Origin of the sequence: Modestobacter sp. DSM 44400, assembly GCF_900107175.1 — a bacterium.
GTDB lineage: Bacteria > Actinomycetota > Actinomycetes > Mycobacteriales > Geodermatophilaceae > Modestobacter.
This window is the reverse complement of record NZ_FNOZ01000080.1, coordinates 1-9,241: the sequence shown is the minus strand read 5'-3', so window position 1 is coordinate 9,241 and position 9,241 is coordinate 1. Positions and strand designations below refer to the sequence as shown.

General features: G+C 69.0%; 13 protein-coding genes and 1 pseudogene. 7 read left to right on the top strand and 7 right to left on the bottom strand.

Annotated elements, in window-relative coordinates; genetic code table 11:
- The 3 genes and pseudogenes from BLW04_RS23590 to BLW04_RS23585 all read left to right on the top strand — a co-directional run.
- Nucleotides 1-264 (top strand): annotated as a pseudogene (locus tag BLW04_RS23590) (IS256 family transposase); the annotation flags it as partial.
- A gap of 154 nt (nucleotides 265-418) precedes the next feature.
- Nucleotides 419-553 carry a DUF305 domain-containing protein gene (locus BLW04_RS28895; protein WP_254781923.1) on the top strand — a complete coding sequence of 45 codons (135 nt, stop codon included), beginning with the start codon at nucleotides 419-421 and terminating at the stop codon, nucleotides 551-553.
- Nucleotides 550-825, top strand: coding sequence for a DUF305 domain-containing protein (locus BLW04_RS23585; protein ID WP_254781922.1), 276 nt, complete (start codon nucleotides 550-552; stop codon nucleotides 823-825). Before BLW04_RS28895 ends, BLW04_RS23585 begins: the two co-directional genes overlap by 4 nt.
- Before the next feature lie 231 nt (nucleotides 826-1,056).
- On the opposite strand, the gene BLW04_RS23580 is transcribed toward BLW04_RS23585, so the two are convergent.
- The 4 genes from BLW04_RS23580 to BLW04_RS23565 all read right to left on the bottom strand — a co-directional run bounded on the left by BLW04_RS23580 (nucleotide 1,057) and on the right by BLW04_RS23565 (nucleotide 3,975).
- On the bottom strand, nucleotides 1,057-1,476 hold the full coding sequence (locus BLW04_RS23580; RefSeq protein ID WP_254781921.1) for an SRPBCC family protein: 420 nt from the start codon (nucleotides 1,474-1,476) through the stop codon (nucleotides 1,057-1,059).
- A 92-nt stretch (nucleotides 1,477-1,568) separates the two neighbouring features.
- Nucleotides 1,569-2,615: a cation diffusion facilitator family transporter gene (locus tag BLW04_RS23575; protein ID WP_256375510.1), complete on the bottom strand. Its 1,047-nt coding sequence runs from the start codon at nucleotides 2,613-2,615 to the stop codon at nucleotides 1,569-1,571.
- Nucleotides 2,616-2,824: 209 nt separating this feature from the next.
- Complete coding sequence (locus BLW04_RS23570) at nucleotides 2,825-3,595, bottom strand: cation diffusion facilitator family transporter (protein WP_254781920.1); 771 nt, start codon at nucleotides 3,593-3,595, stop codon at nucleotides 2,825-2,827.
- Nucleotides 3,592-3,975 (bottom strand): ArsR/SmtB family transcription factor, encoded by a 384-nt coding sequence (locus BLW04_RS23565; protein WP_254781919.1) that lies wholly within the window; start codon nucleotides 3,973-3,975, stop codon nucleotides 3,592-3,594. Before BLW04_RS23565 ends, BLW04_RS23570 begins: the two co-directional genes overlap by 4 nt.
- Nucleotides 3,976-4,140: 165 nt before the next feature.
- Here BLW04_RS23565 and BLW04_RS23560 point away from each other — a divergent pair, with 165 nt between their 5' ends.
- Nucleotides 4,141-4,848, top strand: coding sequence for a ZIP family metal transporter (locus tag BLW04_RS23560; RefSeq protein ID WP_091547897.1), 708 nt, complete (start codon nucleotides 4,141-4,143; stop codon nucleotides 4,846-4,848).
- Nucleotides 4,849-5,004: 156 nt separating this feature from the next.
- Here the strand turns inward: BLW04_RS23560 and BLW04_RS23555 are convergent, their stop codons facing one another.
- Together BLW04_RS23555 and BLW04_RS23550 are read right to left on the bottom strand one after the other, a co-directional pair.
- A complete protein-coding gene (locus BLW04_RS23555) occupies nucleotides 5,005-5,589 on the bottom strand; it encodes a TlpA family protein disulfide reductase (protein ID WP_254781918.1) in 585 nt (194 codons plus the stop codon).
- A gap of 3 nt (nucleotides 5,590-5,592) precedes the next feature.
- On the bottom strand, nucleotides 5,593-6,450 hold the full coding sequence (locus BLW04_RS23550) for a F510_1955 family glycosylhydrolase (protein ID WP_217631235.1): 858 nt from the start codon (nucleotides 6,448-6,450) through the stop codon (nucleotides 5,593-5,595).
- 232 nt (nucleotides 6,451-6,682) lie between these two features.
- On the opposite strand from BLW04_RS23550, the gene BLW04_RS23545 reads away from it, so the two are divergent.
- The 3 genes from BLW04_RS23545 (at nucleotide 6,683) to BLW04_RS23535 (ending at nucleotide 8,795) form a co-directional block, all read left to right on the top strand.
- The gene (locus BLW04_RS23545; RefSeq protein WP_254781917.1) at nucleotides 6,683-7,270 is read left to right on the top strand and encodes an SCO family protein; all 588 of its coding nucleotides are present in this window, start codon (nucleotides 6,683-6,685) and stop codon (nucleotides 7,268-7,270) included.
- A gap of 80 nt (nucleotides 7,271-7,350) precedes the next feature.
- Complete coding sequence (locus BLW04_RS23540; RefSeq protein ID WP_254781916.1) at nucleotides 7,351-7,908, top strand: TlpA family protein disulfide reductase; 558 nt, start codon at nucleotides 7,351-7,353, stop codon at nucleotides 7,906-7,908.
- The gene (locus BLW04_RS23535) at nucleotides 7,905-8,795 is read left to right on the top strand and encodes a cytochrome c biogenesis CcdA family protein (RefSeq protein WP_091547895.1); all 891 of its coding nucleotides are present in this window, start codon (nucleotides 7,905-7,907) and stop codon (nucleotides 8,793-8,795) included. The genes BLW04_RS23540 and BLW04_RS23535 overlap by 4 nt, the downstream gene beginning before the upstream one ends.
- Nucleotides 8,796-8,955: 160 nt before the next feature.
- Here the strand turns inward: BLW04_RS23535 and BLW04_RS23530 are convergent.
- Nucleotides 8,956-9,241, bottom strand: a 286-nt coding sequence (locus BLW04_RS23530; protein WP_139306999.1) for a transposase, incomplete at its 5' end; no start/stop codon positions are given.

Sequence of the window (9,241 nt, the reverse complement as noted above, 5' to 3'; positions counted from 1 at the left end):
ACACTGGCCCGATCGATGCGCTCCACGAACATGATCGAGTCGATGATCTCCATCTGCCGCCAGCACTCGACCAACGTCAAGCGCTGGCGCGACGGGCAGATGGCGCTGCGCTGGTGCGCCGCCGGGATGATCGAGGCAGGCAAGCAATTCCGCCGCGTCAACGGCCACCTGCACCTGCCGGCGCTACGCACCGCCCTCGAGCAGGCCACCGCTGCAACTGTCGTACCCGCCGCGCATGATGGGCCCGTCAGCAACGCCGCCTAGTTGATCAACGGGCCGCTACCGAAGTTCCACGGAACTCGGGACATCCTCCCAACGTCTCCGGGTCACACCACGATCACCGGCCCACGTCTCTGCGCTTCACCAGGAACCGCGAAGAGCCGCCAATCTGGCACCGGCGCGAAGCCAAGATCCTCAGGTGCAACGTCTGGCTTTCGACATCTCGGCCACACAGACCAATCAGGTTGGTCGGATGCAAGGCTGGCTATCGCTGTGGGGATGGTCCATCACAGGGGGCGACACGATGCATGGATGGCGGGTGGGCGGAACATGACCGCGGCCGGGCTCATGCCGGGCATGTCGACAGAAGAGGAACTGGCTCACCTGCGCTCGCTGTCCGGGCCGGCCTTCGACGTGAACTTTTTGCAGCTGATGATCCGCCACCACCAAGGGGGATCGGCAATGGCCCAGGACGGCGCGCAGCACGCCTCTCAGACTGTCGTCCGACGCCTCGCCCGCTCGATCGCCGAGACCCAGGCCGCGGAAACACAGACGATGGTGGAGATGCTGGAGGTTCGCGGGGGCTCGCCGTTACCGAAGCCCTGAGGTCCACAGCCGGTACTGACGTGGACACGCCGACCGCGGTGCACCAAGACGGAGATGGGTGACCACGCCCGCACGGAGTCGGATACCACGGTCCGTGGAGATGAGCGGCGGTGGGACGTCCGGCCGAGCTGCGGCTGCTGCGCGCGGCCCGCGCTGCCGCAGGCCAACCACACGCCAACCAGTCTTCTCCGGTCGGACCATGGTGCCGCTCGGGCCTGGTCACCGCTTCCTTCAAAGTTCCGGCCGGTCCCCGAGCCGGTCGCTGTTCTGGCCGCTGGACTCGTCGGCGCGATGATCGGCTTGGTCGATGTGGTCGGGGATCTTGGCCAGCTCCGCATCGACGGTGCGCCGCATCATCCGTTGAAGACCGGCGCGCTGTAGCCGCTGGCGCGCGCTGCCGCCGCCGCATGGTTCATGGGTGAGGGTGATCGCGATTTGGGTGCCACCGCCGCCGGCGTCTGCGAAGTCGATCGTCGTCGTCCACACCTCGGGGGTGAGTTCGAGGCGGGTGACGACCCGCTGCTCGGGGCACCATTCGACAATTTCGCCGCGCGGCGCGCCGACCGGCGGGGGCCGTCCGTCAAGCCGGCCGGGGACGCAGACGAACGTCGTCCCCTGGCCAGTCGCCGGCCCGTCGAGGATGTAGGACACGTCACACACCTCGCAGTAAGGCGTGAGGACCGCAAGTGCTCGCCATACCCGGGAGCGGCGGAAGGCCATGTCACGGCTTCCGTGCGCGGTCCTCATGGGGCTTCTTTCGCGAGGTGGCCGAGAGCGTCCTCGCGGTCGGTGGGTCCGGACAGGTCGGGTCGACCAGTCGATGGATGGCTACGAAGCCCTTCTCTGCAGTCTTCCGCGGGATGGTCGCCGGTGGTTCGCATCGGGCGGGAGTGACCCGCGTGTGCCTGCGGGGCATCTCCACGCAACGGGAGGCTGGGGTCGGCGATGAGGGAGTCGCGGTGGTCTACCTGCAGCGTGGTGTGGTTGATGCCGAACCGGTCGGCCAGTCCCCTTTCCAGCTCTTCGCGTACCCGGTGGCAGTCGTACTGGGGGGCGACGAGCACGTGCTGGGGGGCGACGAGCACGTGCGCGGACATCGCGGGGAAACCGCTGCTGACTTCCCAGATGTGCAACTCGTGCACGTCAACGACGGGCCCGGCCGCACGGAGCTGCTGCTCCACCGCCGTGGGATCGATGCCCCGGGGCGCGGCTTCCAGGAAGACCCGCCCGGATTCCCGGACCAACCCGAGCCCGGCCTTGGCCATCAGTACGGCGACGACCAGGGACGCGATCGGGTCGGCTCGGTCCCAACCGGACAGCAGGATGACGAGCCCGGCGATCGCGGTGCCGATGAATGCGTACAGGTCGGTGAGGATGTGCTGGAAGGAGCCCTCGACGTTCAGCGACTGCCGGTTGGCCTTACTCAGCACCCAGGTGGCGGCGAGGTTGACCACGACTCCCACCAATGCGATCGCCAACACCAGGCCGCCCTCGACCGCCGGCGGGTCCAGCAGCCGCCGGATCGATTCGACGGCGAAGAAGACCGCCAGCAGCAGCAGGGTCAGCCCGTTGGCTTGGGCGGAGAAAATCTCCGCGCGGCGCAACCCGTAGGTGAAGGACCCGGCCGCCGGGCGGGCGGCCAGCCGCATCGCGATCAGCGCCAGGGCGATGGCGGCGGCGTCGGAGAGCATGTGCCCGGCGTCAGCGATCAGCGCCAGCGAAGAGGCGATGAGCCCGATGACGACCTCGGCGGCCATGAACCCGACGATCAGCGCCAGGGCGATGGTCAGCAGCCGCCGATCGGCGTCGGGGCTGGGCCCGTGGCTGTGCCCGCCGTGCCCACCCGGCTGCCCACGCCCATGCCCATGTCCATGCCCGCGGGAAGACTCCTCGGCGCTGCGTGCTGATGTGCGGGGTGTTCGGGTTGGTCGCGCAATGCCTGCTCCTTAGCCGCGGACGGGACGGTCGGTGTGACCGGTCGCGTGCGTTGGACGGCGAGTCACGACGGCTGCCGGTCGACGATCTCGACGACCTCGGCGGTCTGCGGCCCTGCGCCGGTGGGGGCGCAGCAGGCGTCGGTGCATCCCTCGCCGCAGCCGCACGCGTCGCCTCCGGCGTGCGGGCCGCCGGCGCCAGGTGCGCAGCAGCCTTCTCCGCGCCACGCCTCGACGCCTTCCTTGGCGGCGACCGCGGCGATGATCAGCCCGGCGATCGGGTCGGCCCAGCCCCAGCCCAGTGTCGCGTTGAGTACCAGCCCGACGAGCAGCACCGCGGACAGGTACGTGCACAGCAGAGTCTGGGTGGAGTCGGCAACGACGGTGTCTGAGGCCAGCGCCCGGCCGGTGCGCCGCTGTGCCCAGGACAGGAACGGCATGATCACCAGTGAGGCGATCGCCAGACCGATCCCGACCGGGGACGGCTCGGGCTCGCTGCCGAAGATCAAGCTCCGGAGGGACTCGACGGTCACGTAAGCGGCCAGGGCGAAGAAGGAGAACGCCATCAGCCGCAGCGCCTGCTGCTCCCGCGTCTCGGGCAATCGGTTGCGGAATTGCCACAGGATGATCAGCCCGCTGGAGACCTCGACGACGGAGTCCAGCCCGAACCCCACCAGGGCGACCGATCCGGCGGTGAGGCCCGCGGTGACCGCGATGACCGCCTCGACGACGTTGTATGTCACCGATGCCCCGGCGAGCACTTGCGCTCGGCGGCCCAGCCGGGTGCGTTCTTCGGGGGTCAACGCGTCCGGGAGCGCAGGCGTATGGGTGGTCACCGGCTCGCCTCCTCGCCGTAGGTGGGGCACAGTGCGACGGCGTCGCCGGTGACCGCGAGCAAGCGCTCCGCGGCGGCCAGCACGTCCAGCAATTCGGAGCCGGTGGCCAGCGACCACATCGACGCTCGGCCCTGCGGTCGGGAGGAGACCAGTCCGCAGTCGCGCAGGCAGGACAGGTGCGCCGACACGGTGGACTGCGCCAGCCCCGTATGGGCAGTCAGGTCCACTACCTTGTGCTCGCCCATCGTGAGGTGCTGCAAGATCGCCAGCCGGGTTGGGTCGCCGAGGCTGCGAAACATGCACGCCGCGGCGGACAAGGCTGTCGTCTCGCTGACCGGCGGCTCCACCGTTGTCCCGGCAAGCTCCGATTCCATCGTCATGTGGCGATGCTAGCGCGCTGGTGCCTCCGCGAGTCGACTACTCGCACGGAGCCTGGCGGCCGCCCCGCCTGCCCGACCGAAGCGGTAAGGGTGGGGAAAAGGGGTTTGGGTACACCGCCTCGCCGTGGATCCCCGCCGTTCGAGAAGTGACGAGAAGGTCGATCGATGAGCGGTGTGCTGCCGGTGTCGGTCGGCTACGCGGCGATCGGTGGAGTGTCAGTAGTTCTGGGCAGTGTGCTGGCCACCCGCAGAGAACTGAGCACGCGGACCCAGTCGCTGGTGCAGCACGCCGCGGCCGGAACCGTGCTGGCCGGACTCGTCGTCGACGTGTTGGCCAAACTACTGGCGCGGCCCGGCCAGCTGGCCTACACCGCGATCGGCATGGTCCTCGGTCTAGCCGGGATGCTGGCGATCCGCCAGTTCGCCGGGAGCGAGGGAAGTGGTGGAATGGGCAGCCTGGTCGTGACGGTGGTCACCGACATCCTGGTCGATGGCGTATTGATCGGCCTGTCCGTGGCGCTGGGTTCGGGTACGGGGCTGCTGTTCGCGATCGCGCTGGCCCCGGAGATGGGGCTGCTTGGCGTCACCGCCGCCCAGTCACTGGCGCAGCGCTGGTCACCCGGACGGGTTCTCGCCGCCGCCGCCGGCATCGGTGTGGCCATCACCGGGGCTGGCGGGCTCGGCTGGCTGATCGCGCAGACCAACGCGGCGCTGATCACCGGGGTGCTGGGTCTAGGAGCCAGCGTCATCATCTACCTGATCATGGAAGAACTCCTGCGCGAAGCCCACGAGGTCGATACCGGGTCCACCGAGGTGGCCGTCCTGTTCGGCTGCTTCCTTCCTTTTTTCCTCGCCGGGGTCGCCGTCGGCTGAATGGGCTGGCCGGACTGGGGCATCCGATCCTGAGAGATGTGGGATGTTGCCTCGGGAGCCCTTACGACCGGGCCATCGCGAGCCATCGCAGGAGCCGTCGGCTCGTCCCTTCCCGGCCGATGCATCTGGGACTCGGAATGCCGGGTATGGCTCAGCTCAGGGAAGGACAGATCCAAGCAGTTGCTGCAGCTCATCAGCCGTGAGCTGCCCGATGGAACGAGCCTTGACCCGCCCGGTCTGGTCGAGGACGAGCGTGACCGGCAAGCCGCGTACACCCAGCTCCCTCAGGAGTTGCCCGCTGGGGTCGACGACATGGGGATAGCCGATGTCGAGGTCGGCGAGAAACGAGCCTGCAGCCTCAGGATCGTCTTGGGTGTCCACACCGAGAAAACGCACCTGCTCGCCGTACTGCACGTAGGCATCCTGCAGCAGGGGCATCTCCTCCCGGCACGGGCCGCACCAGGTGGCCCAGAGGTTCACGAGTGTGGGCCGGCCGGTTAGCTGGTCCAGCGAGACGGCGGGCCCGGGACCGAGGCAGGACAGCGTCAGCGACGGAAGGGCATCCGCGTCCGGTGAGGTCGAGTCATCCGGAAGGTCCTCGCAGGGAGGAACCGTGGCAATCGGCGGACCGACGGGTGTGTCAGACGGTCGGGAGTCCCTGGCCTCCGGTGCACCTGCCGCGCAGCCAGCCAGCAAGGCCAGCGTGGCCGCCAGGCCGATGAGGTGTGTGCGTCGCGGCACAGGTCACTCGCGGTACATGTCGGCGAAGGTCGCTCCGCCGTCGGTCGAGGAGACGATGGCACCCTCGACGGCCACGTACACATTCTGTCCGACCGCCCCGAGGGCCGCCGGTGCGCTTCCGACGTTCCCACGCTGGTCCCAGGTCCGGCCGCCGTCAGTGCTGGCATACACCTCACCCCCAGGGGAGACCCCAAAGGCCGCCGCACCCTCGGGTGAGAAGGCGACCAGCTGCAACAGCGGACTGTCGGGCTCCAGGTCGAAGGTCCTCCCGCCGTCCGCGCTCAGCGCCGGACCCTGCTCCGTGGTGACCAGCAGCCGGTCTGGCTGCGTGGGGTCTACGGCCAGGTCAGCGATGGCCATCGCGCCCTGGTCGGCCCATTCCCTTCCGTCCTTGCTGACGAGCAGTCGCCCGTCGGTGTAGCCGTAGATCACGCCCTGGGCGGCGTCCAGGGCGTGGAAGTCGGCGTCGCCTGCCAGTGAGAGCGTGGTCCACGTCCGGCCCGCGTCGGTGCTCTCGATGAGGCCCAGGTTCGCTGGCCCCGGCTGCCCCGTTCCCGGGTGCCCGCTGGCGAGGTACCTGCCGGGTCCGATTACCGTGAGGCCCATGAAGTCCTGCACCCGGTCGGCGACCCGGATCAGCTGCCCGCCTGCGGAGACTCGCACCAATCCGTAGTGGGTTCCCGCATACAGCTCCCCGTCCGCGGGGTCGACGGCCAACCCGTGCACGTGCTCCAACTCAACCGCCGCACCCTCGGCTTTGGTGCGCTCGCCCGCGCCGGCTTCCGGATGAGGATGACTGTCCGTACCACCGGCCTCGGCAGTGCCACAACCGGCCAGGGACAGCGCGCCGGCGGTGGCCACAGCAAGGATCCGCGACCGACGGCCGTATCGATGAGCACTCCCCACGGGCGGCGGCACCCCGGGAGGGCGGAACGGCAGAGCCAGCGGCAGCATGAGTTCCCTCTAGGTGTCGAGCACAGTCAGCGACTACTACGTGGTCGCAGCAGAGCCGGTACAGAGGCCAGAGAAGCGAGAGTCCGCACGGACGGTAGCCTACTAACGTGTTTAGCAGGCCCAGACGCGGCGGTCGCTGGTGACACTGACAGCCGTCGCTGCCTCGGTCCTGGGCGCCGGCTGCTCGGGGGGACCGGCGCACGACCACGGCAGCCGGATTGCCCAGATCTCCGTGCCCGGCAGCTCCTACGCGGGCTCACGGTTGGCCGAGCCCTGGCGCCGTCCTGCGTTCACCCTCATCGACCAAGACGGGCAGCCCTTCGACTTCACCGCCGAGACAGCCGGGAAGCCGACCCTGTTGTTCTTTGGCTACACCCACTGCCCCGACGTCTGCCCCACGACGATGGCCGACATCTCGCGGGCGCTGCAGGACGTGCCTAGGGACGTGGCCAGCCGGACGCGGGTCGTCTTCGTCACGACCGACCCGGCCAGGGACACCCCCGAGGCGCTCGGCCCGTGGCTGTCGCTCTTCGACCGGCAGCTGCCCAATCGCTTCATCGGGCTGGCCGGGACCCAGGCGGAGGTCGATCTGGCTCAGCAGGCAGCAAGGGTCCCGCTCGTAAAGAGCAACGGGACTGAGCACGCGAACTCGGTGCTGCTGTACGGCCCTGACGGACCTGGCCCACGTGCTCCTGACTCAGGACGACGCCGAGGACATCGCTCATGATCTCAAGACGATCGCCGGCTGACGGCGCGCCACCCGGGGTACCGGAGCTCGTTGGTGCACCGATCAGCCGACGAGCCGTATTGATCGCACTGACCGGAGCCGCGTCGACGGTGCTGCTCGGCTGCTCAGCGGGGAACGACGGCGGGGACGGCGGGTATCAGTTCACCGAGCCCACACCCGCCGCTACGGTGCTGCCGGCGAAGCTCCGGGCTCCCGCTCCGTCGTTCTCCGGTGAGCTGCTGGACCGGACCCCGTTCAGCTCGAAGTCCCTCGACGGCGACATCGTCCTGATCAACTTCTGGGGCTCCTGGTGCACCCCTTGCCGGGTCGAGACCCCAGAGCTCCAGGCCGTTTACACCGACGTCGCCGACCGGGGCGTGCAGTTTCTCGGCATCGACGTCAAGGACGAGCGGCAGCTGGCCGCGGCATTCGTGGAAACTGTCGGAGCCACTTACGCCTCGCTGTTCGACCCGCGCGGTGAGGTGGCACTGACCTTCCGCGGCTTCCCCGCCAACGTCGTCCCTTCCACCATCCTGCTGGACCGGCAGGGCCGGGTCGCGGCCGTGTACACCGGCCAGGTAAGCGGCGGAGACGTCCGAACTGCCATAGGCCTGCTGTTGGATGAGGGGACGCCGTGAGCGATCTGGGTGCCACCTTCGCCGGCATCGTCACCGACGGATCCCTGCTCGTAGCTGTCGCGGTGGCCGCCTTGGTGGGGCTGATCAGTTTCGCCTCCCCCTGCTGCCTCCCACTGATCCCCGGCTACGTCAGCTACGTCGCCGGCCTGGCTGGTTCCGAGGTCACCAGCGGGGCCTCGGCGCGTCCCCGGGACGTCGGCACGGGCGGGGACTCTTTACCTCCTCGGGACGACGACAGGAGGGAACCGGCCGGCAACCTGCCTGCCATCCGGACCGCTGCGGTGTCACCCCATGCCCCCGGACGGGCAAGACTCCTGGCCGGATCCCTGCTGTTCGTCGCCGGATTCAGCGCCGTCTTCGTCTCCTTCGGCGCGCTGTTCGGCGGCCTGGGACGGCTACTGCTGGAATGGGCGCCGGCGCTCACTCGGGTAGCTGGTGTCGTCATCATCGCCATGGGGCTGTCCTTCCTGGGCGCGTTGCCCTGGCTACAGCGTGAACGGCGCATGCACCACCGTCCGCGGACCGGGCTGGCCGGTGCCCCGCTGCTCGGCGTCGTCTTCGGCCTGGGCTGGACGCCCTGCCTGGGCCCCACGCTGGCCGCGGTCAACACCCTCGCCTATACCGAAGCCTCGGCCGGACGTGGCGCGATCCTCGCGTTGGCCTATTGCCTGGGCCTCGGCGTGCCTTTCGTCCTCGTCGCACTCGGCGCCCGGCGTGCCCTCCTGTTCTCGGCATTCGCCCGCCGGTATGCCCGCACCGTCATGCGGGTCGGCGGAGGGCTGCTGATCGTCCTCGGGATCATGCTGGTGAGTGGCTGGTGGGACGGCCTGATGATCTGGCTCCGCGCCTGGCTCGCTCAGACTGGGCTCGGCGCATCGGACCTGTAACAACCAGGCGACGTGCCGCTGCATCCCAGCGGGGAACGTGGCGGTACCGGGCGGGAACCTGGTCGCTCAGCCGGCGCGATGCATGCGCATCCTCTCCGAGCCGGGATTTCGACGCAGCGTCCGCGCTGCGCGCGACTCGCACACGCCTAGAGCGTGTCTGCTAACTGCGGACGCGGTGATGGATGATCATGCAGCCGAGGAGGACACCGCCGAGGTAGGTGGTGGCGTATTTGTCGTAGCGGGTGGCGATAGCGCGCCACTGCTTGAGCCGGCCGAACCCGCGTTCGACGGTGTTGCGGTCCTTGTAGAGCTCGGCATCGCAGGCCGGTGGTCGCCCACCGGCCGAGCCCTTGGCCTTGCGGCGTGCGATCTGGTCGCTGCGTTCGGGAATCGTGTGAGCGATCTTCTTCGCCCGCAGGTGCGCCCGCGTACTGGGATGGGAGTAC